The organism is Rothia sp. HC945, from assembly GCF_051370785.1.
Lineage (GTDB): Bacteria > Actinomycetota > Actinomycetes > Actinomycetales > Micrococcaceae > Rothia.
Map to the genome: position 1 here is coordinate 768,929 of NZ_JBFCSN010000001.1, position 26,274 is coordinate 795,202.

Consider the following 26,274-nt stretch of genomic DNA (forward strand, 5'->3'; position numbering starts at 1 on the left):
CATATGGAACTGACTCTTGCCGTGTTCGATCCTCAGACATCCCTCAGCTGGCCCCTCAGGATCTCCGGCCGCGCGGGGACCGCGGGAGCACTCGTCGGAGAAATTCTCAGCGAGCGCGTCGGCTGGAATGCTTCGTGGTACATCGGCGACCTGCCCCTGGACAGAACGAGCCTCGGAACGGCCCCACTGGTCGACGGAGCCGTGGTCCGGGCGCGTCCGCTCGCCGAGGACGGCGACCACACGGCCAGACTGTCCATCGCGTGCACGGAGGGATTCGGGGCGGGTTTCAGGGCACGCATCGGTCGAGGGACCCACGGTGTCGGGCGTGACGACGTCGAGATCCGATTGGAAAACCCTCACCTGCCGCCGTGTGCGGCTTTCCTCTCCGTCAGCGGAGAGAGCGTGACCCTTCGACCCGTGGGCCGTCTCAGTGGCATCAGGATCCTGCCCGGGCACCGTCTCGGGATCCACGGATCCTCGCTGGTCGTCGAGGACACGCAGCGGCACGTCACCCGCGCTGCTTCACACAGCCCCATCCCGGCCCAGGACGTCCGGTTTGCCGATCCTTCCCAGGGCTGGTCCCTGATGCTCGCGACGAGCCTGATGCCGGTTGCCTTCGGCGCCGTGGCCGCGTGGCTGTGGGGCATGTGGTTCATGATGCTCTTCGGCGCCATGAGCGCACTGGTCAGTGGGACTCATTGGCTCACGAGAGGCGGTGGAGCGGCACGGAACCGTCGTCGTCTGCATGAGGCTCGGGTCAGGGAGCTGGATGTCCTCGCGCAAGCGGTCCCTCCTGTAGGCCTCAGGCTGGCCGACGCGGTGGGCCGCATCGAAGGCACGTTGCCGACCGGGCTGAATGAATCGAAAGATACGGCATCCCCCACGTCAATGGGCAACGAGCTCTGGGTTCGTTGGGGACGCGGGAGCCGCCACCTGCATATCTCGCCGAATACGCCATCACCCGGTCCCCGGGTCAAGGACATGCCGCTGGTGACCAGCTTGTCTCTTCCGCATGTCCTGGTCATGAGCGACGGCGTGCGTACCGACGGTCTGCCGGCGCTCATCGGGCACGCCCTCGCCGAGCATCTCTCGATCGAGTGGGCCGGGTGTGCCGGGGATTGCACGATCTGCGCCGAGTTCTTGCGTCGCTGGGGCCGCATCTGCGTCTCGGCTTCCGGCAGAGGTTCAGGACGCACCGGCGCCGTCCTGCAATTGGCCTGCGTGCGCCGCGGGGTCCGTGCCGGCGAGGAAGATTCGATGCCCGCCTTGTGGACGGTTTATGTCGGTGTGGAAACGGATCCGGTCCCCGCCGGCCCGGGCTGGCGAGGAATAGTGATCGTACCGACACAGCGGGGCCTCAGGCTGGTACCGCACGGCGATGCGGGCGGACGGTGCCTGGGCCTTTCGAACGGGTCCAGTCTCGAATGCCATTCCCCGGACGTCCCGGCCTCGGGCGTGCTCGAACTCCTCGCTCAGGGACCCCTCTCGAATGGGTCGGCGCGTGGAGACGCGGTCTGTCTCATGTCATCGCGGGAAGATCTGGCCGTGGAAACGGCCCCGACCCGGTGGAACAGGACGCGTTTCGACCGCGCTCTGCACGCGGACCTCGGGCGGGCGCCGGCTTCGGGCACTCCCCTTGTGATCGATCTCAACGACGTCGGACCACACTGCGTGATCGCGGGGGCGACCGGATCAGGAAAATCCGAGTTCCTGAGGAGCCTCGTGCTGGGTATGGCCTTGCGCTATCCGCCCGAACGACTGAGTTTCGTGCTCATCGATTTCAAGGGCGGGGCGAGTTTCGGCCCCTTGTCCCGGCTGAAACATGTTCACGCGACCCTGACCGACCTGGATGAAACAGCTGTCCTGAGGGACTTGGCATTTCTGCGCGCCGAGCTGCGCCGCAGGGAAGCTCTGTTTGCCACGGTGGGCGCCCGCACCTGGATCGAATATCTCGAGCGCTGTGCGACGAAGGCTGGCCCGGAGGAGGTGCTCCCCGAGATCGCCGTGGTCGTGGACGAATTCCGAGTGCTCGTGGACTCATTTCCCCGAGCCATGGACCGGCTCCTCCATATTGCGACGACGGGCCGATCGCTTGGTTTTCACCTCATCATGTCGACCCAGAGGCCCCAAGGAGCCATCTCCCCCGACATCCGGGCGAATGTCTCAGTGAATGTCTGTTTTCGCGTAGCTTCGGATGCGGATTCCATCAGCGTGATCGGGACGCCACAGGCTGCGTCGTTGCCCTCCGGAGGTCCTGGACTCGGTCTCGTCAAGGCGGACGGCGTCGTCCTTGGATTCCGCGCATGGTTCGTGGACCGCTTGCCGGCCCTGCCTCCTGCCAGACCGCGCATCGTCGAGGACCAAACGCCTTCTCCCCCGGGCGACCCGGTCGTTCGAGGAGCTCCCCCAGAGGCCCTGATAGGCGACGATATTGCTCGCTTCGGGGACCTTCGTCACCCAGGGCGGGTCCCCCTGCGCCTCGTCGTCCCGCCCCGATCCACGCAGGTCGATTGCTCCGAGCGCCTTCTGCCCCCGCCGATCGGTACGGATCCGGGCCAGTATCCGTCCGGTCTGTTCCTCGGCCTCGGAGAGGCGCCGGCACAGGCATGGCAAGGTCCCCTGTTCTGGCGAGCGCGCGACCACGGAGTCCTCGAAGTGGTTGGAACGGTTCCTCAGCAACGAGCGTTTGTTGCACGTCTGGTCCTGTCCGCTACCCACGCCTCGTCCGTGGTGTACGTGCTTGCCGCTGACGAGGCGACTCGGCTCGTGTGCTCGAGTGCTCGTCACGCTGGTGCGGACCTCCGAGGCATCGCAGGTTTGGACGACCCTCTCTTCGTTCTCGAAGTCTTGCGGTGTCTGGAGACCGTCATCTCAGGGGGCAACCGACCCGGTCCGCTCGTGATCGTCCAGGGACTGGACCGGCTCCTCGAAGATTTTCTGTCACGAGGATACGATCTGAGCGCCGAGATCCTGAAGCTGCTCACCGCCGGGGACGCACCGTGTGATCTGGTCCTGCTCGGCACCAAGAGGGTCCCGCCGGAGCTGAGACCGTACTGCTCATCCCATGTTTTTGCGCACCGTCCCGAGAGCAATGAATTCAGGGTGGCACACCCCCGCGAGAGCCTGGACATCCTTGCCGAATTGTCGATCGTGGACGGACGGGTGTGTGAAAATCGCGGTCCCGTGGGTCTCAACGCCCCGCCCGAATCCTTGTTCAACAAGCTTTCCGAGGCCGTCAGCAGGATGTTCGCCCAAGACGATGCCGACCGCAGTCCGGCCCGAATGCGTCGTTCACGCCGCACTCCACCAGCAGACATGTGCGAGCTGCCCCGATTCAGGAGGCTCGACTCGGAGCTGTCCTGGACTCCGTCCGGCGATGCGGGGCGGGGCCGTGCCCATCCGTCGAGGGCGCTTCACGACCCGGCAGACGAGTCCACCGCCACGTCCGAATCGCCCCGAACAACGGAGGTTCTGCTCGGGGTCTCATCCCCACTCTTCGAGGAATGCAGAGCCCAGGTGCACCAAGGGGAAGGTACCGCCTTGGTCTACTCGACGTCCGGTGGCGAGCAGAGACTGATCGACGCGCTGGAAGCATTCAATCCACATCTTCAGCTCAGAGTTTTCGGTCCCCCGGACAACATCCGGCACGCGAAGCCGGCGGAGCCGGACTCGAAGAGGATCACCGGAGCGGGTGCCTGCTTGGCCGTCGTGAGGAATGTTCCCGCGTGGACGGTGGCGCCTCGTCACATCATTGCGGACATCATTGCCTCTCACGACGCGTGCATCATGACTTTTCCGATGGACTCTTCCGCCACCGTCGCCTCACCATGGACCGAAACAATCCGCAGTGCACATTCCGCGATCTTCGTGGGTCCGCTCAGTCATGGCTGCGCGAGCTTCCGGGCGGAACCGGTTCCTCCGCACAGACTGGCTCTCGACCAGACGGAAGGCCTCCTGGTGGAACGGGGATCTTGGACAAGGTTCAGGATTCCCGCTGTTCGGCGAGGAGGACCCGTGCCCCGGCATTCGTTCCGGTCAGCGTCTCGCGGGGAGGTCGTTGGCCCGCAACAGATGGTTCTGGACCGGAGAACTGAACAGCAGAATCCCCACGAGCACCCCATAGGCCACGGGAAGCAGCGCCAGGAACAGGCCCCACACGGAAATCATTTGCATCGAGATCACAATCAGGAAGACCTGGGTGAGCAAAATGAGGGCCCGCGGCCACAGGCTCCCCTTCGTGACGCTTCGGGCAGCTCCGAGGAGCCATAGGCCGTATCCGATGTAGAGAAGCGACATGATCACGATGGCCCCGAAAGGCATCGCGTGGTCCTGGAAGAAGACCTCGACGGTCTGCACCAAGCCGGCGACAACCAGCCCCAGACCCTCGAGCGCAACGAGTACCGCCAGTACGACAACAGGCAGAGACGGGCGCTGCGAGGAGGGTGATTCGGGCCCGGCATCAGGCCGGGTACGGTCCGAGGGGGTGTCAGTCATAACCTCATTCTAACGAGGTCATCCAGCCTCCCCTGTCGCACCGATTTCGGGACCGGATCCTATCTATGGCGCGGGACACACTTTCCGTGTCAAGCACTGCCGCGGGTGAGATAAAACATCACGTGTGGCGTCAACCTGTCGCTGGTTTCCCTTGTTCACGAGAAGTTTACGTGCGAACCTTTAAACAGTTCTCGGACAAGCCCCCTGATCTTGGGGGCTCTTTATTTGTATCACTCGCCCTGGGGTCCGCACTGGCCGCTCAGGGCGAGGCATCACATGTGAAACAAGGAGCGTGCATCGATGGATTGGCGCAGTCGCGCAGCCTGTCTCGAAAAGGACCCTGAGCTTTTCTTCCCGGTCGGGAACACCGGTCCGGCCCTCCTGCAGATCGAAGAGGCAAAGGCCGTCTGCCGCAGCTGCACCGTCATGGACACGTGCTTGCAGTGGGCCATGGAAACCGGCCAGGATTCGGGAGTCTGGGGAGGAATGAGCGAGGACGAGCGACGCGCCCTGAAGCGCCGCGCTGCTCGCGCCCGTCGCGCCTCCTAGGCGCTGCAACAGATCCTCAGCGCTCCTCAGGGAGCGAACGCCCCCGGCAGATCCTTTCTGCCGGGGGCGTTTCTCGCGCAGACAGGCGTTACAGTTCAGGACCGCCGCACGCGCTATGCTCTGTCGACCGAGCCCTCGGGGATGTGGGCCGTGATGACGACCTCCGTCCCACCGCCTGCACGCGGGCGCCACACGATGGAGCCCTTCAACTCGCTGGCCACCAGCGTACGAACGATCTGCATGCCCAATCCCTCGCCGTCGGACGGAGGGCGATACGCAGAGACCCCGGACTCCTCGATATAGCTGACGCCCATGCCGACGCCGTTGTCCCCAATCGTGACCACGAGCTCCTGCCCCTCGCCCGTCTCGGTCCGCTGACCGTCCAAGGTGACAGTCCCGGATTCTCCGTCCAACCCGTGCTCGACCGCGTTCGCGACGACTTCGTTGATGATCAGCGCCAAAGGAGTGGCCAGCTCACTGGGGAGGTGCCCGAACTCCCCCGTCATCTCCGTAGAGACTGCCTGTCCGGGGGAAGCGACTTCCGCCGCCAGGTGGAACTGCCGGTTGATCAGATCGTCGAAATCGACGTTCTGGGTCAGCCCCTGGGACAGCGCCTCGTGCACCATGGCAATCGTGGCCACGCGCCGCATCGCTTGTTCAAGCCCCTGTTTTCCTTCGGGCGATGACATACGGCGTGCCTGAAGCCTCAGGAGCGCCGAGACGGTTTGCAGGTTGTTCTTGACCCTGTGGTGGATCTCCCGAATCGTCGCGTCCTTGGTCATGAGCTCAAGTTCCCGACGACGCAGTTCGGTCACATCACGGCACAGGAGAAGCGCGCCGAATCGCTCTTCCCCTCGACGGGTCTGACGCCTCAGCGGGACCGCCCTGAAAGTGATGCTGACCTTTGTTGTGCTGACCTCCCCCCGCCACGGCATGCGGCCCGTCAGAACCAGGGGCAGGGTCTCGTCCGCCTTCTCGGCCGCAGGAAGCAGATCCCTCGTGAGCTCGGCCAGCAAATTGCCCGTGAGAGCGTCGGCAAACCCGAGACGCCGATAGACCGAAACCGCGTTCGGGGACGCGAAAGTGACTCGACCCTCCGCGTCCAACCGGATCACCCCATCGCTGACTCGAGGATTGCCCCGCGATGCTTCATTGGACGAGCTGAAGTCCGGCCACGCACCTCGAGCCACCATGCTGAGTATTTCGCGTGCGGTTTCCCGGAACACCGTGTCGAGCCGACCTTGCATGCGCCCCGACTGCTCACCGTGGTGCAGGGAGAGCAGAGCCACGGTGCGACCATTGCGAACCAGCGGGTAGAGCACGACCCTCATGGTCGACTCCGCGTTCCAGTCGACGCGGTCCAAAAACTGTGTTGCCTGGTCGAACCAGCACGCTCGAGCTGCCGCCTCGACCTGTGTGCTCATCCGCAACCCGACCATGTCCCGATGGAACACAGTCTGCGTCGTCGAGGGCCGGACGTGCGCCATACCGGAGAACCCCGCGTCCGGGGCCGGGCCGCCTTGCCCCCGCCCGCTCCTCTCGCTCGACAGGAACTTTTCCGGGAACCAGAGGACAAGGTCCCCCTGCGCCAGATCCGCGATCATCTGCCAGTCGCCCACCAGGAGGTGGAGCCATTCCGAATCCCCCGGGCCGAATTCGCCGGTCTTGAGCAGAGGTTCTGCGAGCGTCATGTCGTCCTCGGGATAGAAATCTGGCGGTCAGCCTCCATCTTAGGTGCCCAGCACCGCGCCTGTCCTCGCCCGTCCGCAGTCCGGCCTCCGGACCGCCTGGCGATTGCAACCAGCGACTTGCCGGACGGCACGGCCCGAGATATACACGACCTCAGCAATGGACTCGGAACCACAAGACTTCTCATCGAAGGGATTTCCCCCATGGTCGCGCAACGCTTTCTCACGCTGGTCGACGTCGCCGAGATCCTGAACGTCTCGGTGTCACAATCACGTGCCATGGTCCGTTCGGGCGAGCTGCCGGCCATCCAGGTGGGAGGCCGCGGACAATGGCGCGTCGAGCGTGCGGTCCTGGAGGAGTACATCGCCGAGGCCTACCGCCGGTCGGCCGCAGTCACGGGGTCCCAGCACGCCGACCAGACCTGAAAGCCCGCCCGAGCGGACGGCCCCGCCCGGTTTCTCATGATCAGCGAATCACCGCCTATTGTTGCACTTGCTGTATTGCATGACACTCTGATTTTGAGCGCTTACGGGTTATCCACAGGTCTTTACGAGGGGCGGGACTGGCGGTAAATATAAGGGGCATCTACTCGCATCAAACGGCATCAAAGGACTTCCACGATGGCCACGAGCTCTCCACGGCGCCATGTCCGACCAACCATGTCCAACCATCCGTGTCGAGAAATGCTCCACGTGGCTCGTCGTCCCAGTGGTGCCGCAGCAAGCCTCCGGTGCCGGGTCCCGGTACACAGATACCCTCGCTGCCCGCACCGTACAGTTCCGCCACGGTCGGCGGCCGAACCGGGCTCATCCAATGCGATACGAGCGCGGTCGTCCCCTCAGATACCACTTGGGCGGGCGTCCCGAACCGATCGGGACGCCCTGAGCGTTCGCCCGCAGGGTGAGCCTCATCAATCTCCTGTCATCACGAAAGGATCTCCGATGAGTTCACGACCGGAACACTATGGACGACGGCGAATCACCAGAAGGGGCACCGTCCTGTCCATCGAAAGTCTGCGGGGCACGCCTCGTGCACATCCTGAGGGTCCGCCCCCGTTCTACAAGTGGCGCAACCGCACCACGGACTACCGTGAGGAATTGCGCCGCGTTCACGCGATTGCGGGTGCCATGGGAGTCGCCATCATCGAGGTGGTCTCGGGCAAACGCTCCTCGAGCCAATTGAGCCGCTGGGTCCATCCGGAAGTCCTTGACCGCATCGAAAGACGGGCTCACCTCGAGACCGCCGAGCATGCCGTCGTCTCCGAGCCTCCATTCGGGGGCAGACGGTTCGACTCGGAGAACCTGAGGCCTCGGCGGGTACGGGCCATTCCGGTGGGGAATGACGAATACGAGGCCAGCGTGGTCGTGGACAACGGGGAGAGAAGCCGGGCTCTGGCCCTACGCATCCACAAACCCAAAGGACAGTGGCAGATCATTCAGGCGGAAATCGGGTAGGAAAAAGAGGGCCGGGACCCGAATGGTGCGGGTCCCGGCCCTCCTGGTTGGCCGTACGAGCGATGGATTCGACTCGAGCCAGCCGGCTACTTACGCTTTTTCCGGCCCTTTTTCTTGGCGCCGGCGCCGCGGGATGCTCCTGACACGGGGTTCTCCGTTTCCGAGGAGGACTCCCCGCCCTTCGAAGAATCGCGCGTCGAATCCGTCCCGGACGAATTCGCGCCCGCGCCATCCTCTTCCGGGTTGGCCTCGACGTGTGATTCCTCGCCGCCGTCCTCGCTCGGTGCCGAGAAGCGGAGGAACTTGGGCTGCTGCGGAATGGTCAGGGCCTGAGAGGACATCTGGGTACGTTGCTTGGTCAAGTCCAGGTTGAACAGGTACGCAACCGTCTCCTCACGAATCGCATCCATCATCGACTGGAACATGGCGTAGCCCTCGCGCTGGTATTCGATCAACGGATCGCGCTGGGCCATGGCCCGCAAACCAATGCCTTCCTTGAGATAGTCCATCTCGTAGAGATGCTCGGGCCACTGCCGACCGATGACGGACAAGACGACCCGACGCTCAATGTTGCGCATCGCGTCGGAACCGACCTCTTCCTCACGGGTCTCATAGATGACCTTCGCATCGGAGAGGATCTCCTGGATGAGTTTCTCCTGGGTGATCTTCGAACGCCCACCGACCGAGTCCTCGAGCTCCTTGATCGAAATGCTCACGGGGTAGATGGTCTCCAGGGACTCCCACAGGCGTTCGAGGTCCCAGTCCTCGGCATGCCCCTGTTTGGTCTTGTCCTCGATCGCCGAGGTGAGGACCTCTTCGATGAACTTCTGGATCTGCTCCCGGATGTCATCGCCCTCAAGGATCTTGGCTCGGTCCGAGTAGATGGCCTCGCGCTGACGGTTCAGAACGTCGTCGTACTTGAGGATGTTCTTGCGCTGCTCGGCGTTCCTGGCCTCAACCTGATTCTGGGCCGAAGCGATCACTCGGGTGACAATACGGTGCTCCAGAGCGGTATCGTCCGGTGCGCCGGCCATGAGACGGGCCGCGGCCGCACCATTGAACAGACGCATGAGGTCGTCCGCCAAGGAGAGGTAGAAGCGTGATTCGCCAGGGTCGCCCTGACGGCCCGAACGCCCACGCAACTGATTGTCGATGCGGCGCGATTCGTGCCTTTCGGTGCCCAGCACATACAGGCCGCCGAGCTCGGTGACCTCATCGTGCTCCTGCTTGGCCGCCTGTTCGCACTCGGCCAGGACCTCGGGCCACTTGGCCTCGTACTCCTCGGGTCGCTCCTGGGAGTCGTACCCAAGCTCCGTCATCCGGTCGACGGCATCGAACTCGGCGTTGCCACCGAGCATGATGTCCGTACCGCGTCCGGCCATGTTCGTCGCCACGGTCACGGCGCCCTTGCGACCCGCCTGAGCGACGATGGCCGCTTCTCTCGCGTGGTTCTTGGCGTTCAGGACGTCGTGCGGAACGCCTTCCTTGACCAGCAGTTTGGACAAGTATTCGGATTTCTCGACGCTCGTGGTACCGACCAAAACTGGTTGGCCCTTTTCATGGCGCTTGGCGATGTCCTTGACCACAGCCGCGAACTTCGCGACCTCATTCTTGTACACGAGGTCAGGCTGATCCTTACGGATCAGTGGCTTGTTCGGGTCGATCACGGCAATGCCGAGCTCGTAAGTATTGACGAATTCCGCGGCCTCGGTCTCGGCCGTACCGGTCATGCCGGAGAGCTTGTCATAGAGGCGGAAATAGTTCTGAAGAGTGACGGTTGCCAGGGTCTGGTTCTCGGCCTTGACCTCGACCTGCTCTTTGGCCTCAATCGACTGGTGTACGCCTTCGTTGTACCGACGGCCGGGAAGAATGCGCCCGGTGTGCTCATCCACGATCAGGACTTCGCCCTTGAGGACAACGTAATCCTTGTTGTTGATGAACAGTTCCTTGGCCTTGATGGCGTTGTTCAGGAAGCCGATCAAGGGCGTGTTCTCGGACTCGTAGAGGTTGTCGATCCCCAAGTGGTCCTCGACCTTCTCGATGCCGCTCTCGAGCACACCGACGGTCTTCTTCTTTTCATCGACCTCGTAGTCCTGATCCTTCACGAGGGTTTTGGCCACGCGGGCAAACTCGTTGTACCAGCGGTTGGCCTCTCCCGCGGACGGACCGGAGATGATCAACGGAGTACGCGCCTCGTCGATCAGAATCGAATCGACCTCATCGACAATGGCATAACTGTGGCCCCGCTGGACGCGTTCGTCCACGGTCCAGGCCATGTTGTCGCGGAGGTAGTCGAAACCGAACTCGTTGTTCGTTCCGTACGTAATGTCTGCCTCATACTGTTTGCGGCGGACCTCTGGGGTCTGTTGCGCAAGGATGACACCCGTCTCCAGACCCAGGAACCGGTATACACGGCCCATCAGATTGGCCTGGTATTCGGCGAGGTAGTCGTTGACCGTCACGACGTGCACGCCCTTGCCCGTCAGGGCGTTCAGGTATGCGGGGGCGGTGGCCACGAGCGTCTTGCCCTCACCGGTCTTCATCTCGGCGATATTGCCCAGGTGCAACGCGGCACCACCCATCAGCTGGACATCGTAATGACGCTGTCCCAGGGTCCTGCTCGCTGCCTCACGGACGACCGCGAAGGCTTCGGGAAGGAGAACGTCGAGGGATTCGCCCTCCTCGACACGCTTCTTGAAGGAGTCCGTTTCCGCGCGCAACTCCGCGTCCGTGTACTCCTTGAAATCATCTTCCAACGAGTTGATGGCATCGGCATAGACTCTCAATTTCTTGAGCAGTCTTTTGTCCCCTGTGCGGAGAACCTTTTCCAAGAAGGATGCCACGTGCACTTACTCCTAGTAGCTGATGAGATTCCGAGTTCGACGGCCGCATCCGCGGCTCGCCTGACGGCAACCGAAGGTTTGACCTCGACAGCCCAGTCTACGCAAGTGTAAACATGCCGGCTGGGTTTTGCCTCAGAAGAGAACAAATTTGTGGACCGCAGACGAATCGCCCGGGCCGCGTGGCCCGGGCGACGCGTCAGCCGTGATGAGAAAGGAATTATCCTTCGGGAACCGACTTGTAGAGCCGCGTCTCATTGAGACCCTCGGGAGGGGCGTCGTCGCCCAGGACGATCACTCCGTACGTCCAACCCTTGCGACGGTACACGGCAGCTGGCTGGTCCAATTCGGCGTCGACGAACAGGTAGAAATCGTGACCGACGAGCTCCATCCTGTCCACCGCCTGGTCAACGGTGATTTTCTCTGTGGGAAATGTCTTGCGGCGAATCTCGACCGGCGGAACATCGTCAGTCAGCGGGTATTCCGCATCGAACGCATCGCCCTCTCCATTGTCCGAATTCTTCTCGAGGACAATTTCCTCGATCGGGACCTCTCCCCCGGATGACCCATCGATCACGGGAATGGACCCCGTGGCCTCGGACACGGAGACCGGCCGGTGGTGGCCGCGGTGGATCTTCCTGCGGTCTCGGGCTCTGCGAAGCCTCTCCAGCAGCTTCGAGTAGGCGTCCTCGAAAACAGCGAATTTGTCCGAGCCCTGCGCTTCGGCGCGAAGGACCGGACCCTTTCCTTGGACCGTGATCTCAACCGTCATGGCCTGGGGGCCGTTCCCCACTTTGCTGACCTTGATGTCAATGACGTCCACGCGCTCGTTGAGCTTCTCGAACTTCTCGACCTTTTCCTCTGCATACTCCCGAAAACGATCCGGAACCTTGACGTTGCGTCCGTATACGTTGAGTTCCACGATGACCTCCCGTGGTTGGGCGAGGTGAGGTCTTACCGGCCTGCGAGCCGTGCTCGGGGTTCCTCGAGCCTCACGGGGAGAGGATCTGACCGTCTCCTTGACTCAACGTTAATCGACCGACGATCTTTCGTCACCCATCCGCAGGATGTGACGCGCTGAACATCGGGCAATTCTTCCCCGGTAGGCGAACACTCGCGAGCACGGCGGCTCCGACCACTCGGCCGCCGGCAGCCTCGACCGCTCGCACCGATTCCCGCAAGGTGGATCCGGTCGTCGCCACGTCATCGACGAGGATGCACGGACGGTTGCCCAGATCCGGGCGCAGCCCCATCACCCCCGCGAGGCCGGGCAAGCCGATCGTCATGGACGACGCCGCCCTGGCAGAGCGCTCACGTGCGCTCAATCCTTTCTGGCCCACGGCCCGGCGAACTCGGGAGTCGAGGACACCGTGCGTCGGACGACGCCGCGCCATCAGCACGGGGGCCACCTTCGAGCGTGCGCTGCCCTGTATTGCGCTGAGGGCCGATCTGGGGGCCGTCGCTCGGCGGGCCAGGACCTCACTGGGCACAAATCCGCGCCGTCGAAAGGCCCGTGCCGAGGAGGGCACCGGGATGATCACGGGCGCCTGCCCGGCCCGCGCTCCTGAGGACTGCGTTCCTTGTCCCTCGACCTGCCGAAGCAGGGCGGCCAGGCCCCGGCCCAGCGCCCGCCCCAGAACCGGCGCGGTGTCCAGCCGGCCCCCGTTCTTGAAAGCCAGAATGAGTCGGGCAAACTCGTGGCGGTAGGCACCAGAAGCTATACACAACCGGTCGGACGGCCAGTGCGGAAGCACCGGAGCAACATTGACGGGATCAGCCGACCATCTGTGCACGAGCGCCCTGCACACGCGGCAGACGGGGCCCCGACCGAGGCCGCACACGGCGCAGGGCTGAGGAAGGATCACCTCGATGGCGTCCGTCAGCGTACCGGCGACCGCCGCGGCAGCGGCGTCGTAGGTCCGTCCGTCACGCCACATTCCCACCTCACACCCCAGCCCATCAATGGATTGACGCCATTATGGCCTGTCGTGTGGTGCGGCCGTCAGAGATCGGCCCATTGTGGACGACTCGTTCACTCCGCGTAGGACAGGTCGCGAACCTTGGTATCCACCCGCGTCCAAGAGGTTCCCGTCAGAATGTACGTGTCCCCTCCGGTCTGCGCGTAGACGGATTCTCGCCCGTTGCCACCGGTGATGTGCTCGATGTCCGACAGGCCGTTGACATCGTGGGTGTCCCCCGAGAGAGACACGGTCTGCACGCTGCCGTCTTGGGTATTTGCCGTCACGACCTCGGTGTCGGAAATCCACGCGGCCTGAGTAGCATTATGGGTCGTCCCCACGCGCAGAGGCTCCCCCAGGCTTTCGGGAGCACCCTGGTCGTCCCGTTTGATCCCGCTGATCCACACACGTGAGTCGTCACCCTCGCCCGTGACGATCAGTGCCCTGGAGGCATCGCGGGAGACCTTGAAGGACTGGATGTGCTGGCCCTTGAGCCAGTCGGCGCCAATAGTCTGCGGGTCTTGACTGTCGCCTCGTGTGTTCCACGCGTACACGGAGCCTTCGGAACCACCGGCCCACACCCACTTGTTGGCATCGATGCTCGGGGCAGTGATGTTTTCGTCCGTATCGGCGTCCATCGACTTGCCGTTGGTCGACCGGACGCCGAGGTGGTTGCGGTCCGAATTCGTGTATGCGTACAGCCGGCGATCCGTGTCCATGGTCGGCATGCTGGGCTCGACGTCGTTCGGTTCGAGTCCCGAGACCTTGCGGGACTGCCCGTCAGCGTACGTCACGAGTTGCCCATCCAGGACCCCGACTTGAGGGCTGGGAACCTGGGGGTTCACGGAGGCAGGCCGGTAGTCGGCCACCTTCCCCGTTTCCACGGCTTTGTCGTCGACCGACAATCGCACGCTGTCGACCGAGCTCGTGCTCTTCAACGTCTGCTCGAGTTGGGTGTTCATCCTTTCGAGCGTCAGCTGGTTCGCGTCGGTGACCCCTTCACCGGACAGCCCCACCTCGGCGGAGGAGTTGCTGACCGGAACCGATTGCCTCATCAGATTCGTCCCCGCCGGAATCGCCGAGACGACCGAGCCTTCCAGATACGGTGCCGGGCCCTGAAGCAGCACGCGCACAACCGACGTCGCCACCGTCGAACGGTTGGCGAACCAGCGGATGTCCGGCACGGCGTAGCTGAACGTCGGATCGTAGAAGTAGAGCGTGAACGAACGGAACAGTTGCTCGAATTCCTGCCGCGAGACGATTGTTCCATTCGGAATTTCCGAAATGCGCCACTGCCCGTTGACCTGCTGGAACTTCGCGGTGATCTTCTGTTGGTCGGGGTCCCTGTACGACGTCGCGATGCCCCTCCCGTCGATCGACGTCGACACGTTGACCTCCGCCGTCGCCTGCTGATCGCCGTCCTTGGCGTCGATCGAGACGTCGTTGCTTCGCACGAGCGTCCGATCCTCGGGCTTCCACGTCCCGGCAAGCTCCGTGGTGAGATACTCGCGAGCCACGGAGTAGTCGTTCTCGACGCCGGTCCCGGCCTTGAGGAAGCCGCTGAGAATATCCTTCGGTGAGGCCCCCTTCTCCGGGCCCGAAGGGTTGAACGCGGGGGCCGTGGACGAAGCCTGGGAATCGGGTTCGTTGTAGTGGTAGACCGGCCCGCTCGTCGGGATACGTCCGCACCCGACGACCAAGAGTCCGATGGCGGTCGCACACGCGACGGCGCGTACGGCCGACGACCGACGCCGCCGGGGAGCCTGAGGTCTGTTTCCGCTCATCATTCGGTGTCCTCCTGCGAGCCTTCGGAGCCCTCGTCCTCCGCGCCGCGGTCCTCGACCTCGGGGAGCGAAGCGGGCGTGTCCGGTACGCCTTCGGGCGGGAGCCCCAGCGGCGAGTCACCGGCCGGGCGCCCTCCACGTTTGGGCAGGGTCAGCCGGAAGCACGCGCCGTGCTCGAGCTGTCCCCACGCTTCCAGCCGCCCTTGGTGCAATCGTGTGTCCTCCGCGGCGATGGACAGACCCAGGCCGGTGCCTCCCAAAGTCCTCTTGCGGGAGGGATCCGCGCGCCAGAACCTGTTGAACACTTCGCGAGTCTGCTCGGGGGTCATGCCGACACCGTGGTCCCGAACGGCCACGGCGGCGTCGAGCTCGTTGCAGGCGATGTAGACGTCGATCTGCCGCCCCTCCGAGTGCTCGATCGCGTTGACCAGCAAATTTCTCACGACGCGCTCGATGCGACGAGGATCCATCTCCACGGAGCACCGTTCCTCGGTCCCGTGGAGCCGCACTTCCAATCCCTGCTTGTCCAGGTGGGGCCGGACGGACTCCACGGTGTCTTCGACCAGATCTGCGAGGTCCACGGTGCTCGAGTCCAAGGTTGCGGAGCCCGCATCGAAGCGGGAAATCTCCAACAGGTCGGACAGCAGCGACTCGAAGCGATCGACCTGGTGGTACAGCAATTCCGTGGATCTTTGGAAGGAGGGATCCATCTCCTCCCGGCCCCCGTACAGCAGTTCTGCGGCCATCTTGACCGTGGTCAGCGGCGTCCGCAGCTCGTGGGAGACGTCCGAGACGAATCTTTGCTGCATCTTGGACAGGGTTTCGAGCTGAATGATCTGTTCCTGGAGGCTGTCGGCCATGTGGTTGAAGGAATTTCCCAGGACCGCGGCCTCGTTCTCGCCCCTCACCGCGACTCGTTCGTTGAGATCTCCCCGGGACAGGCGCTCCGCCGAACGCGCGGTCTGGGAAATCGGCCGAATCACGGAGCGCGTCACCCACCAGACGATCGTCGCAACGAAGATCAGAAGAATCGCGAACCCCGCCACGATCACCAGCTGGATGTAGTCCAGGGTCTTCTGGGAGGACGAAAGATCGTAGACAAGGTAGAGCGCGTAGTCGTTGCCCTGGTTCAGGTGCACCTTCGTACCCACGAAGAGGACCGGGATTTCCGCCCCGTCCCCGTTCGCCTGGACCTTGGACGACTGCCAGAAAACACCGTTCTGCGCCGCGACCTGTTTCTGCAGGTCCTGGGGAACGGAGGACGACGTCATCCAGTCGTTCTGGCTCAGGGGCCCGACATATCCCTGACCCTGGTGGTAGTCCACGGGGATGAGTATCCACTGACGTTTCGCGTCAGCACCGTGGTTCTCAAGGATGGTGAGTGTCTCGCGCATGAGCGACTGGACTTCGTTCTGGTCCGAGGCCACCGCATTGTCGAAAATTTTCTGCACATCGGAGAAACCGCTCGACGACTCCTCCAGGGCCTGCTCCTGGCGTTCTTTGAACAGGCTGTTGGCGATCTGGGTCGAAAGGAAGTTGCCGGCAAAGATGAACGCCACCAGGGCGAGCGAGGTCGCGACGATCACGGCGGAGAACTGGAGAGACTCCCGCCGCCGTCTGCGAATTCCTCGGAAGAACGCCGGAACAGCGCCCAGAAGGCGCCGTCCTGCGCTGCGTGGTGTGTGCTTTGCCATGTCCTCTTATCGACGCACCTGGCTGGCGTTCGCCTTGTACCCCACCCCGCGGACGGTCTGAATGAGATCCGGCTTCTCGGGGTCCTTTTCGATCTTTGCCCGGAGCCTCTGGACGTGGACGTTCACGAGTCTGCGGTCGGCGTCGGAATCGTAACCCCAGATCCGGTCCAGCAGCAGGTCGCGCGAGAGCACCTGCCCCGGTTCCTGGGCGAGGTTGACCAAGAGGTCGTATTCGAGCGGCGTCAAACGCACCGTGTCCTCACCGCGCGTGACGGCGCGGCCGGCGAGGTCGATGCTCAGGTCGCCGATATCGATGCGTTCACTGGATCGGGTTTCCCCAGTCCGCAACCGGGTCCGGATGCGGGCCAGGAGCTCTGCCGGCTTGAACGGCTTGGCAATGTAGTCGTCGGCACCGGCCTCGAGCCCGCGAACGACGTCTTCCGTATCGGATTTGGCGGTCAGCATGATGACCGGAACGTCGGAGGTCTCACGGATGCGTTCGCACACCTGGATGCCGCTCATCCCCGGCAACATCAAATCCAACAGGATGAGGTCCGGATCGTAGCTCTCGAAGGCGCTGACGGCGCGGTCTCCGGCGTCGCAGAACGTGGGTTCGTAACCCTCGTTGGTCAGGACGATGCCGACCATCTCGGACAGGGCTTCGTCATCGTCCACTACCAGAATTCGCGCCTTCACTCGCGCTCCTTTCAAGATCTCCTGAGGCTGACCGCGTCGGGTACAACACCACCAGGTTGAGGTCGACATGCTGTTCTCTTCAACATTACGCGACGAAACAGGCCAACGCTCCGACAGCCGCGCGGCCGCACCAGGACCGATCCACGGTCGGGGCACGTGGTCTCATTCACGCGACAGGTCGAGCAATCCTTCGGCAACCGTCGCGCTCCGCCGGTGAACTTCGGTTCCCCTGAGGGGAGACAGGGTCACGAGATCTTCGGCTTCCTCGATGGTGACGGAAGACAGCTCCTCCGCCCCCAGCCCGAGATCCCGCCAGGTTCGCCAGAAGGAACGGACGGTATCGACCGTGCGGTCCTCGTCTCCGATGCCGGTGATGCCGAGCCACGCTTCCTGCCCCCGATCCACGACGCCGGCGATGCCTTCCCACTCGGCGCTCCCCCGACCGAGTGGCCTCGCGGCCACGCCGTGAAAGTGCTGCCCGAATTCCGGGTCCGGGAGGGGGCCGTCGACGTCGAGCACCGCGTCGATTCCGAGGTTGTCGCACGCGACAGCAAGGTCGGAGAGGAACCTGTCGGCCTCGGCCCGTGGCACGGCGCGCAAGGTGCGGTATCCGCTCGATGTGGGAATTTGTCCGGCCAGGGCGTGCTCCAGGTGAGGCTCGAGCCACCTGATCACCAGTGCTTCTCCCTCGACGGCCGTCCTCAGCGCCTCGGACAGTGCGGCAACTCCTTCGGTCAAGGACTCGGCAAGTTCCCGCCGGGCCCCGTGATCGCTGAGAACAGCTTCCCCGTTGCTCAGACCGAGGTCCGCACCCAGGCTCACCGGCCCGGTGAGCGATACTACGGTCACCCCCTGGTGGCCGCTGCCTTCCGCGCCGACCACGTCAGCCAGTATGTTGATATCGCTCCGGAGTCGTGAGGCTGCGGCCACGGACTCGTGGCTCGGGCGCGAGGTCAGACGCCAGCCGAACGGCTGCCCGTCCGCGAACAGTTCCGCGAGGCATGACACGGTACGAGCCGTACGGGATGCCGCAAATCCTCGCTCTTCGAGCTCCGGAAACGGCGCCCGGTGCGGAGACCCCAGTTCGCCGCGTGCCGCAACCACGGCCTCGTGAAAATCGGTTCCCGCAAGGCGGCCTCGTGACGAGGCGACGATTCGACGCGTAGACGGCGCCGGATCAGTTCTCCCAGGCATCGCGTTCATTCTCTTTCACCCGTTGCATCGCGATCACGGTTGTGGTCCTCGGCGATGCGCTCATGGTGCCGAATGACCTCGCTGATGATGAAATTGAGGAATTTTTCCGCGAACTCCGGATCGAGCCGGGCGCTTTCGGCAAGCCTTCTCAGACGATCGATCTGGGCTGCTTCCCGGTTGGGATCACCTGGTGGCAATTGATACTGGGCCTTGAGGAACCCGACCCGTTGGGTCGCCTGGAATCGTTCCGCGAGCATGTGGACCAACGCCGCGTCGATATTGTCGATGGTGCCGCGCATCCTCAGCAATTCTTCGAATACGGCGGGATCGACGTCGTTCAGAGAACTGGCGCGGGCGTCGAAGGGTTCGCTGGGCTCAGAGTTCTGCGTCATAGTCAGACAGTCTACGGATGGTGAGGGGCCGGCCGCATGCCGGCCGTGCGGTCGGCGAACCCGAACCCCAGCTGCCCCGCTAGTGTCCCGCGATGTCCGGGCGGGAGAGCGAGTAGGCGCGGTTGATCGTCGCCTGCCCCAGGACGCGGGTCCCCTGGTAGATGACGACCGTCTGCCCGGGTGCTACTCCGCGCAAGGGTTCTTCGAGCCTGACGACCAGCTCCCGGGAGGGCTCACCATCGACATCCCCGATTTCCAGATGGGCTACGGCGGGAACGGGATCGGCATGCGCCCGCACCTGGGCGAGGATCTCGAAGGATTCCGACACCGCGCCGGGCTGGTCCGTCCCGGCGTCGAACCGCTGCGCCTCGGGCACCGGAAGCCCGGCCCAGGTTTCCCGGATTCCGCGGATCTCGTCGACGGCCAGCATTTCTTTGGAACCGACGACGACCTCGTTCGTCTTCGGTCGGATTTCGAGCACGAATCGCGGCTTGCCGTCAGAGGCGGGCCGTCCGATCGAGAGTCCCTTGCGCTGGCCCACGGTGAAGGCCCGGGCGCCCCGGTGGGTTCCCAAGACCTCGCCGGAGGTGTCCTTGATCTCGCCTTCTTCCAGGTCGATTCGCTCTTCGAGCCACCCCCGAGTATCGCCGTCGGGGATGAAGCAGATGTCATGCGAATCGGGCTTTTTCGCGATCGAGAAACCGCGTTCCTCCGCTTCGGCCCTGACCTCCGCCTTGGTGGGGGTCTCGGCCAGGGGGAACATCGAATGTTTGAGCTGCTCATGGGTCAGCACACCCAAGACATAGGACTGGTCCTTCGCCCAGTCCGCGGCACGATGGAGTTCCACGTTCCCGTCCGGGTCCTCAACCAATTTCGCGTAATGACCCGTGCACACGGCGTCGAATCCGAGGGCCACGGCCTTTTCCAGGAGGGCGGAGAACTTGATCTTCTCGTTGCAGCGCATGCAGGGATTGGGCGTCCGGCCCTGTGCGTACTCGTCGATGAAATTGTCGACGACGTCTTCCTTGAAACGATCGGAGAAGTCCCAGACATAGAACGGGATGCCCAGTTTGTCGCACACGCGGCGGGCGTCCATCGAGTCTTCGATCGTGCAGCACCCGCGGGATCCGGTGCGAAGCGTTCCGGGCATGCGGGACAGAGCGAGATGGACGCCGACGACGTCGTGTCCCGCATCGACGGCCCGCGCCGCCGCAACTGCGGAGTCGACTCCCCCGCTCATCGCTGCCAATACCCTCATGCGCCCTCTTCCTGCCTCAGTCTGGTCACGAGCCTCGCCACGGTACAACGTTCTCGTTCCGCATGCTATTCCTTCGATCACGTGCGAATTGTGTGCGGTTTCTCCGTACGGCGGGACGGTTCCGTCTCAGCTCCAGGGGCCGACCGGGGCATGGTCGGCCATGCCGGCCTTGGACGCTTGCTCGTAGGCCGTCGGCAGGGCGTTCAAGAGGGCGTCGACGTCGGCCTCCGTGGTGGCCGCCCCGACCGTAAACCTCTGGGCCCCGCGAGCCGTCACTTCATCCACTCCCATGGCCAGCAGGACTTCGGAGGGGCGGGGAACCCCGGCGTTGCAGGCCGAACCCGTGGAGGAGAGAACGCCGTTCATGTCCAGCAGGAAGAGCAGGGAATCACCCTCGCAACCCGGGAAAGTGAAGTGCGCGTTGCCGGGAAGTCGACTCCCCGGAGACAAATCGGTGGGACCGCGCAGAACCGCTTCGGGTATGCGTGACTGAACGCCGTCCACCAGACGATCGCGAAGCCTCCGGATCCGCTCGGATTCTTCGCCCAGTCGATCACTGGCTTGTTCCGCGGCGATACCGAATCCGACGATCGCGGGCGAGTCGATCGTTCCGGAACGCACATCACGTTCTTGCCCGCCCCCGTGGATGATCGGAGCCAACGGGGCATCACGGCGCGCGACCAGGGCGCCGATGCCCATGGGGGCGCCGATCTTGTGGCCCGAGACAGCCATGGTTGCGCACCCGAGGGCGGAGAAGTCCACCGGCACGGCCCCGAAGGCCTGGACCGCATCGGTGTGGAAGGGAACCTCCGCACGGGCACACACCGAAGCGAGCTCTGCGACCGGTTGGATGGTTCCGACCTCGTTGTTCGCCGTCATGACGGTGACGAGCGCCACGTCATCGGTGCGTGGGCTCAGCCGCGTTTCGAGATCCTGCGGGTCCACCCGCCCCTCGGCGTCCACCTCGAGCCATTCGACTCGTGCGCCTTGGTGTGCCTCGAGCCAGAGCACCGCGTCCTTGACGGCGTGGTGTTCCACGGTGCTCAAGAAGATGCGGTTGCGCTCGGGCCGGTTCTCGCGCCTCTTCCAGTACATGCCCTTGACGGCGAGGTTGTCCGCTTCCGTACCTCCGGAGGTGAAAATGACCTCCGCCGGGTCTGCTCCTACCGAACGGGCGATTCGTTCTCTCCCGGTTTCCACGGCCATGCGTGCCCGACGCCCTGCTGCGTGCAGGGACGAGGCATTGCCACCGATTCGCATCTGTTCGACCATGCCCTGCAACGCATCTTCGTTGACTGGTGCCGTGGCCGCGTTGTCGAGATAGACGCCCTGCACTGCGGTTGCTCCTTCGGTCGTGCCCTGGGAGATGTTCATAGCGGTCGCCGGACCGCTGTCCGCCCCCATTCTAGGTACCCCGTCCCGGGCTCGGGCCGCCAGGGCTCGAGGGGGCACGGCTAGAATTGATCGACGTGTTCAATATCCTCTTCTACACCCCCGAAATACCAGGCAACACCGGGAATGCCATTCGTCTCGCGGCAGTCACGGGAGCCCACCTCCACTTGGTCGAGCCTCTCGGATTCAACTTCTCCGACGCCCACCTGCGGCGCGCCGGACTCGACTACCACGATTTGGCGGCCATGACGGTTCACCCCGATGTGGAGACCGCGTGGCGCGCACTGGACGGGTCACGCATGATCGCTTTCAGCACACGGGGCACCAAGAACTTCGCCGATGTCCGCTACGAGGAAGGCGACACCTTGATGTTCGGTCCCGAATCGGTGGGCCTGCCCGACGAGGTTCAGGACAGCCCCCGTATCGATGAGCTCGTGCGCATTCCGATGCTCCCCGGACGACGTTCCCTGAACCTGGCAAACTCGGCTTCGATCGCGGTCTACGAAGCATGGCGTCAGAACGGGTACGGCGGCCTCCTGTAGCCGCGGGGCGGCCCAGATCCTGCCCAGGTCCTACTGGCCGGACTCGGCGGCGTCCCCCAGAGTCACGTCGCCGTCCGTGGCCTGCCCATTGCGCGAGTAGCTGATATCCACCTTCTTGCCCGCGGAGGCCTCGCGAACCGCGGCCGTCAAGGATTCGGCATCCGAGACCGCGTGGCCGTCCAGTTTGTTGACGACGTCGCCCGCCTTCAGCCCGGCCTTGTCCGCCGGCGACCCCGAAACCACGTTCTTGATCACGGCCCCGTTGGTGAAGGAGCTTTCGGAGGTGTTTCCTTCCGACGCGGGGCTGGACGACACGCTGGCTCCGAGGTAGCCGTGAGAGGCCTGGCCGTGATCGATGATCTCCTGGCCCACCCGCTTGGCGTAGTTGATCGGAACCGAGAAGCCCACACCGATGTTGCCCGATGCCCCCTGCTCGGAGCTGCTCCCGCTCGATTGTCCCGCGGAGGCAATGGCGACGTTGATGCCGATCACCTCGCCCTTCGAGTTGACCAGGGGCCCACCCGAGTTGCCGGGGTTGATGGCAGCGTCTGTCTGCATGACGTTCAGGGCAATGGTCTTGTCGGACTGGCTCTTCGAGGTCCCTCCGTCCTTGTCGGGGAACTGGAATCGGAAAGGAGAAGAGCTTCCCTCGGAATCGTCCTGATTCGCATCCGATTCGTCGGGCGCCGCCGATGAAGCGACGGAGATCGTCCTGGACAGGTTCGAGACGATTCCGTCCGTCACCGTGCCGTCGAGACCGAGCGGCGCGCCAATGGCAACGGCAATATCCCCGACGTTGAGATTGCTCGAGTCGGCCATGGAGGCCGGAGTCAGGTCGGCCCCCTGGGGATCGATCTTGATGACGGCCAGATCGGACGTTGGGTCCGTACCCGTGACCGTTGCCTTCTTGACCGTTCCATTGGACAGCTTGACCTGGATCGATGCGTTGCTCGTGGTCCCGTCCAGGGTCACCACGTGGGTGTTGGTCAGGATATGGCCTTGGTCGTCCAGGACGACCCCGGAGCCCGACCCACTCTGGGAGCTTCCGGAAACCGAGATGGTAGCAACGGACGGTGAAGCCTTCTGGGCCGAGGCCGAGACAGCGTTGACGGAGTCCTGGTTGTTGACGATGGTCGTCTTCGACGAGGAAGAATTCGACGCGGATGCAGAATTATGGTCGAGGAGGGCACCAGCCCCGACCGCGGTGCCACCTCCGACCAGTGCGGCCAGGACCATGCCGCCGATCAGCATCCCGGTCCCGAAGCGACGGGACCCGCGGCCTTCTCCCGCATTCTCGGCGTAATAGTTCTGATCGGGGTAGGCACCACCCGCGTAGAACTGACCATACTGGCTCGAACCGTACTGGTACCCCGGCTCCCCGCCTCCCGGTTGGCCTGCGTCATAGGGCTGGGACCCGCCCTGGTTCCGTCCCCTGGCCTCATGGCCGGATTCGTACTGGCTTCCCGTCGCCCAGGCCCCGGAGCCCGGAATCGGACGAGTGGACGTGTTCTCGTCCGTCCCACGCCCGGCGTCCGAAAACTCTCCCTGGCTCCCATCATGCGCGGGAGGCTGGTGGTCGGCACCCTCGTCGGCCCTCCGGCCCGGATTCTTGCCGTACTCATCGGGGTTCTGGGACATGTCATGCCTTTCATCTCAGCGATCGGAGCGCGACCCGGCCGCGCTGCACTCTCTGGTGCGGGAAGTGAGGATCTTCCTCGACTATGGCCCATCGGACTGAGGCCAACTTGTGCGAATTCTGGATGTTCCCTGAGACACGGTGGAGGCCGATTGCCAGCACGCTCTGGGCGAAGAAACTGTGGATACCCAGTCGGCCCGGGCGGGCCTTCACCTAGACTGGTTCCCAAGATCCGACAGGACCAACCCAGCGAGGTTCCCCATGAATCCGGCCATCCATCCGTTCCTCACGGCCGCATCCGGTCTCGTGGCATTGCCGCCAGACGGCTGGGGTGTCGGTGCGACCACGTTGGTGGGAGCACCCGCGGCCGCCGGCGTCGGCAGCGCGTTCGGAGCGGGAGCCGGCGTCGTCTTTGCCCTGGTGATCATCGGGGCGGCAGCGTGGTGGTTCCTCTCCTCCAGGAAACGGAAGAAGACGCAGCGCGAACGGTACGATTCGGCGCAATCCCGGTATGGCACCGCGGCTCCCCGGCAGACGGAAGAGATCGCCCGCTTGAGGTCGCGGGCCGGCAGCCTGCTCGTGGAGACGGACGACGTCATCGCCCGGAGCGAGCAGGAGATTGCCTTCGCCGGGGCCCAATTCGGTGAGGACCAGATCCGTCCCTTCCAGACGGCTGTCGAACAGGCCAAAGGGCACATGCGCCGGAGCTTCCAACTTCAGAAGCAACTCGACGACGAAATACCCGATTCCGAAGAGGATCAGCGCGCCTGGCTCGAGGAGATTGTCCACGGTTGCGAGGATGCCCAGGAATCCCTCAAGAAGCACGAACAGAATTTCGCCGACTTGAGACAGCTCGAGCGCAATGCGCCCGAAGCGCTCGAGTCCTTGCATCGGGAGATTCGGACCTGGCGGGACAGAATTCCCGATACGGAAGGCCGTCACACCGAATTGATGGCCTCGTACGCCCCCGAGGCAACTGTTTCCGTATCCGACAATCCCCGCCAGGCCACCGATCGTCTGGACTTTGCGGAGCATGCCGCGACCCGGGCACAGGACCTGCTGAATGAAGGAAACACCTCGGACGCGGTGGTCAGCATACGATCGGGCGAGGAGGCCGTGGGCCAGGCACAAACACTGGTGGATTCCATTGACCACGCCCGAAGGGATCTCGACCAAGCGGATACCGCCCTTCGCAAGGCAGTCGACCGGGCAACCTCGGATCTCGCGGAAGCCCGTTCCCTCATGGAGCGAGGGACCTTCGCCGACCTGGCAGGCCCGGCGGCGAACGTCGAGACCGTGGTCGCCGATATCGAGGAACAGCGCACCCAGGGGCCAATCGATCCGCTGACGCTCTCCAGCCGTTTGGCCGAATCGAGGAAAGAGCTCGATCGCGGTCTGGAGAGCGTGCGGAACCAGAACGAACGCGACCGAGCGGCCAGGGAAACGCTGGCCCACACCATGGTGTCCGCACAAGCACGCCTGACCTCGGCCTCGGACTATGTCAGGGCTCGCCGTGGTGGAATCCAGGCGGAAGCCAGAACGCGGCTGGGCGAGGCCGAGAGAAATCTCGAGGAGGCGGAGAGCTTGCGCCTGTCGGATCCTTCGGGCGCTCTGAACCGCGCGAACCAAGCCATCCGACTGGCGGAAGACGCGCAGCGGATGGCTTCCGGCGACGTCGACGACTTCACTCGCCGCGGGTACGGCCCGGAGCACTGGAACGGCTCGGCCGCTTTGGGCGGGATCTTGTTCGGGTCCGGGTACGGGAGGCCCGGTAGAACCGGCGGGATCGGCGGCCCAGGGATGGGCGGACCCGGGATCGGCGGCCCAGGATTCGGAGGAGGTTTCACCGGCCAGGGCCTGTGATGCCGATTCTTCGACACCCCCGAGTCCGCTGTCTCACCACTGACCCAGTACCAGAGCAACGACCCACGGAACGCGAGGCGTGCATTCGCCTCCACACCCAGAAAAGAGGAAAGCAATGACCAAGCAATCAATCTTCGGTCGCGTGGCCCAACTGGCGAAGGCCAACATCAATGCGCTGATCGACTCTGCCGAGGATCCTCAGAAGATGCTCGACCAGATGGTGCGCGATTACAAGAACAACATCGTCGAAGCCGAACAAGCGGTCGCCCAGACCATCGGCAACCTGCGCATGTTGGAAGAGGACCACGCCGAGGACATCAAGGAAGCCGAGGAGTGGGGGCAGAAGGCCGCGGCTGCGTCCTCGACCGCCGACCGGTACCGTGCCGACGGTGATACGGCAGGTGCGGACAAATTCGACAATCTGGCCAAGGTTGCGCTGCAACGCCAGATGACCTCCGAAAAGGAAGCGAAGGACGCCGAGCCGCAAATCGCCGCTCAGACAGAAACGGTCGAAAAGCTCAAGGACGGCCTGAACAAGATGCGGTCCAAGCTCGACGAACTCTCGAGAAAGCGCGACGAGCTCAACGCACGTCAGAAGTCGGCACAGGCCCAGAGCCAGGTCAACGATTCCCTGCGTGCCTTCGACATGATGGATTCCACGAGTGAGGTCAGCCGTTTCGAGGACAAGGTTCGCCGCGAGGAAGCCCGAGTGCGTGGCCAGGAGGAACTCGCCTCTTCGTCCTTGGATGCCCAATTCGAATCCTTGGAGGACTTGTCGCAGCAGTCCGAGGTCGAGGCGCGGCTCGCGGCCCTGAAGAACAAGGGCAACTGACCCAGCC

The 26,274-nt window shown here is 63.8% G+C and carries 20 protein-coding genes; 8 read left to right on the plus strand and 12 right to left on the minus strand.

The features are described 5' to 3' along the window. Nucleotides 1-3: 3 nt before the first annotated feature. The 3 genes from AB0Y14_RS03360 (at nt 4) to AB0Y14_RS03370 (ending at nt 5,043) form a co-directional block, all read left to right on the plus strand. On the plus strand, nt 4-4,269 hold the full coding sequence (locus tag AB0Y14_RS03360; protein WP_436587832.1) for an FtsK/SpoIIIE domain-containing protein: 4,266 nt from the start codon (nt 4-6) through the stop codon (nt 4,267-4,269). A 54-nt stretch (nt 4,270-4,323) separates the two neighbouring features. Beyond that, nucleotides 4,324-4,446, plus strand: a complete 123-nt coding sequence (locus AB0Y14_RS03365; RefSeq protein ID WP_436587833.1) for a hypothetical protein — start codon at nt 4,324-4,326, stop codon at nt 4,444-4,446. Nucleotides 4,447-4,794: 348 nt separating this feature from the next. Next, on the plus strand, nt 4,795-5,043 hold the full coding sequence (locus AB0Y14_RS03370) for a WhiB family transcriptional regulator (RefSeq protein ID WP_030014762.1): 249 nt from the start codon (nt 4,795-4,797) through the stop codon (nt 5,041-5,043). Between the two features lie 113 nt (nt 5,044-5,156). Here the strand turns inward: AB0Y14_RS03370 and AB0Y14_RS03375 are convergent, their stop codons facing one another. Beyond that, nucleotides 5,157-6,734 carry a sensor histidine kinase gene (locus tag AB0Y14_RS03375; protein ID WP_436587834.1) on the minus strand — a complete coding sequence of 526 codons (1,578 nt, stop codon included), beginning with the start codon at nt 6,732-6,734 and terminating at the stop codon, nt 5,157-5,159. Between the two features lie 201 nt (nt 6,735-6,935). On the opposite strand from AB0Y14_RS03375, the gene AB0Y14_RS03380 reads away from it, so the two are divergent. Both AB0Y14_RS03380 and AB0Y14_RS03385 read left to right on the plus strand, forming a co-directional pair. Continuing rightward, entirely contained in the window at nt 6,936-7,157 is a 222-nt protein-coding gene (locus AB0Y14_RS03380; protein ID WP_436587835.1) for a helix-turn-helix domain-containing protein, read from the plus strand. Between the two features lie 516 nt (nt 7,158-7,673). Next, nucleotides 7,674-8,186: an Rv3235 family protein gene (locus tag AB0Y14_RS03385; RefSeq protein ID WP_436587836.1), complete on the plus strand. Its 513-nt coding sequence runs from the start codon at nt 7,674-7,676 to the stop codon at nt 8,184-8,186. An 86-nt stretch (nt 8,187-8,272) separates the two neighbouring features. Here the strand turns inward: AB0Y14_RS03385 and secA are convergent, their stop codons facing one another. The 10 genes from secA to AB0Y14_RS03435 form a co-directional block, all read right to left on the minus strand. After that, nucleotides 8,273-11,029 carry a preprotein translocase subunit SecA gene (secA, locus tag AB0Y14_RS03390; protein WP_436587837.1) on the minus strand — a complete coding sequence of 919 codons (2,757 nt, stop codon included), beginning with the start codon at nt 11,027-11,029 and terminating at the stop codon, nt 8,273-8,275. A 217-nt stretch (nt 11,030-11,246) separates the two neighbouring features. Further along, entirely contained in the window at nt 11,247-11,948 is a 702-nt protein-coding gene (gene hpf, locus AB0Y14_RS03395; RefSeq protein ID WP_436587838.1) for a ribosome hibernation-promoting factor, HPF/YfiA family, read from the minus strand. A gap of 130 nt (nt 11,949-12,078) precedes the next feature. Further along, nucleotides 12,079-12,963 carry a ComF family protein gene (locus AB0Y14_RS03400; protein WP_436587839.1) on the minus strand — a complete coding sequence of 295 codons (885 nt, stop codon included), beginning with the start codon at nt 12,961-12,963 and terminating at the stop codon, nt 12,079-12,081. Nucleotides 12,964-13,058: 95 nt separating this feature from the next. Next, nucleotides 13,059-14,771 carry an LpqB family beta-propeller domain-containing protein gene (locus tag AB0Y14_RS03405; RefSeq protein ID WP_436587840.1) on the minus strand — a complete coding sequence of 571 codons (1,713 nt, stop codon included), beginning with the start codon at nt 14,769-14,771 and terminating at the stop codon, nt 13,059-13,061. Then, nucleotides 14,768-16,462, minus strand: coding sequence for an MtrAB system histidine kinase MtrB (gene mtrB / locus AB0Y14_RS03410; protein ID WP_436587841.1), 1,695 nt, complete (start codon nt 16,460-16,462; stop codon nt 14,768-14,770). Before mtrB ends, AB0Y14_RS03405 begins: the two co-directional genes overlap by 4 nt. Before the next feature lie 6 nt (nt 16,463-16,468). Further along, a complete protein-coding gene (gene mtrA / locus AB0Y14_RS03415; protein WP_129314115.1) occupies nt 16,469-17,158 on the minus strand; it encodes an MtrAB system response regulator MtrA in 690 nt (229 codons plus the stop codon). A 162-nt stretch (nt 17,159-17,320) separates the two neighbouring features. Continuing rightward, on the minus strand, nt 17,321-18,352 hold the full coding sequence (locus AB0Y14_RS03420; RefSeq protein WP_436587842.1) for a hypothetical protein: 1,032 nt from the start codon (nt 18,350-18,352) through the stop codon (nt 17,321-17,323). 5 nt (nt 18,353-18,357) lie between these two features. Next, nucleotides 18,358-18,744 carry a chorismate mutase gene (locus tag AB0Y14_RS03425; protein WP_436587843.1) on the minus strand — a complete coding sequence of 129 codons (387 nt, stop codon included), beginning with the start codon at nt 18,742-18,744 and terminating at the stop codon, nt 18,358-18,360. Nucleotides 18,745-18,823: 79 nt separating this feature from the next. Further along, a complete protein-coding gene (gene mnmA, locus AB0Y14_RS03430) occupies nt 18,824-20,002 on the minus strand; it encodes a tRNA 2-thiouridine(34) synthase MnmA (protein WP_436587844.1) in 1,179 nt (392 codons plus the stop codon). Between the two features lie 126 nt (nt 20,003-20,128). Then, entirely contained in the window at nt 20,129-21,376 is a 1,248-nt protein-coding gene (locus AB0Y14_RS03435) for a cysteine desulfurase family protein (RefSeq protein ID WP_436588814.1), read from the minus strand. Nucleotides 21,377-21,471: 95 nt separating this feature from the next. Here AB0Y14_RS03435 and AB0Y14_RS03440 point away from each other — a divergent pair, with 95 nt between their 5' ends. Continuing rightward, nucleotides 21,472-21,936: a tRNA (cytidine(34)-2'-O)-methyltransferase gene (locus AB0Y14_RS03440; protein WP_436587845.1), complete on the plus strand. Its 465-nt coding sequence runs from the start codon at nt 21,472-21,474 to the stop codon at nt 21,934-21,936. A 30-nt stretch (nt 21,937-21,966) separates the two neighbouring features. On the opposite strand, the gene AB0Y14_RS03445 is transcribed toward AB0Y14_RS03440, so the two are convergent. Continuing rightward, on the minus strand, nt 21,967-23,574 hold the full coding sequence (locus tag AB0Y14_RS03445) for a S1C family serine protease (RefSeq protein ID WP_436587846.1): 1,608 nt from the start codon (nt 23,572-23,574) through the stop codon (nt 21,967-21,969). Nucleotides 23,575-23,833: 259 nt separating this feature from the next. On the opposite strand from AB0Y14_RS03445, the gene AB0Y14_RS03450 reads away from it, so the two are divergent. Together AB0Y14_RS03450 and AB0Y14_RS03455 are read left to right on the plus strand one after the other, a co-directional pair. After that, entirely contained in the window at nt 23,834-25,435 is a 1,602-nt protein-coding gene (locus tag AB0Y14_RS03450; RefSeq protein ID WP_436587847.1) for a TPM domain-containing protein, read from the plus strand. A gap of 115 nt (nt 25,436-25,550) precedes the next feature. Then, nucleotides 25,551-26,267 carry a PspA/IM30 family protein gene (locus tag AB0Y14_RS03455; protein WP_436587848.1) on the plus strand — a complete coding sequence of 239 codons (717 nt, stop codon included), beginning with the start codon at nt 25,551-25,553 and terminating at the stop codon, nt 26,265-26,267. The last annotated feature ends 7 nt before the right edge of the window (nt 26,268-26,274 follow it).